The sequence below is a fragment of the Streptomyces kebangsaanensis genome, from assembly GCF_001906585.1.
GTDB classification, from domain to species: domain Bacteria; phylum Actinomycetota; class Actinomycetes; order Streptomycetales; family Streptomycetaceae; genus Streptomyces; species Streptomyces kebangsaanensis.
On record NZ_JUJA01000099.1, the window covers coordinates 15563 to 16734 of the forward strand.

1 protein-coding gene is annotated in these 1172 nt (G+C 75.6%); it reads right to left on the reverse strand.

What is annotated here, in order from left to right; translation table 11 throughout:
* Positions 1–28 precede the first annotated feature (28 nt).
* Positions 29–1015, reverse strand: a complete 987-nt coding sequence (locus tag RH94_RS14730; RefSeq protein WP_073948052.1) for an ArsR/SmtB family transcription factor — start codon at positions 1013–1015, stop codon at positions 29–31.
* Positions 1016–1172: the final 157 nt, after the last annotated feature.

Genomic DNA, 1172 nt, shown 5'->3' on the forward strand with positions numbered 1-1172 from the left:
CGGGGCGGGCCCCGGCATCGCACAATCCCTAACGGGTTCCGGCCAGCCGGGAGCCCTCCGGGGTGCGGCGGTAGAGGACCGTGCGTCCGGAGCGGGTCCGGGCGACGAGACCTGTCCGGTGCAGTACGCCCAGGTGGTAGGAGACCGTGGCCGGACTGAGGTAGTGGCGTTCGGCGAGTTGCGTGGTGGAGGACGGGTGTGCCAGCGCCGTGAGCAGTCCGGCGCGGGTGGGGCCGAGCAGCCGGGCCAGCTCGGCGGACGGAGGCACCGGAGCGGTGGCCCGGTCGCGTACGGGATAGGCCACCATGGGCGGTCTGCGTCCGCCGCGCACCGGGTCCACGGCCACGGCCGGCTGTGCCGCCACCAGGGACGGCACCACGACGACCAGGGGCACGGCCAGCCGCACGGTGAACCGGCTGTCCACGCGCAGCGTGCCGTCGGACCACGCGATGCCGGGATGCAGGGAGTTGAAGAGTCCGGCCGCGCCGTGCCGGGCCAGCACGCCGGCGCGCCGGTCGACCTCCGCTTCGAGGACCGCCCTGGCCATCTCCCAGTGCGGGGCGAAAGCCAGGTCCCAGTAGCGCCGCAGCTCCTCCGCGACCTGCCGGGCGACGTACGCGCCGCCGCGGGCCATGACCCGCCGCACCTGCGGGGGCAGTTGGGATCCGGCCAGGCCGCTGCCCGGACGGCCGTCGCGCAGCGTCTCCAGTTCGCTCAGGACACGGTCGGGCGGGGTGCGGCGCACCCGCTCCAGTTCCTCCTCGATGGAGGGCGAGGGGCCGGACGGATGCGGGCTGAGGAAGTCCGGCACGTAGCCGCCGCCGTCCAGGGCCAGCTCCGACAGCAGCGGAAGCCGCGCCCGACGCAGCACGCGCCGGGCGCGCGCGACCCATGGATCGGCGTCCCGGGCCGGGCGTACACCCCACGGCAGCAGCGTCGCCGCGACCTCGTGCAGCGGCGAGACCGCGAAGCGGGAGCGGGCCAACCCCGCGGCGTCCACGCTGAGTTCGATCACGGCCCTCCCCCTGTCGCCGGCTCCGCCCCGTCCCTTCGAACGTGCTCGAATCGTCGCACGGAAGCTCGCCCCGGCAGCCCTGTTCGGCGCAGCCTGGTGCCGGCACGGGAGGCAGCGGGGATGCGGGAGGTACGGGGGATGCGGGGGATGCGGCGGG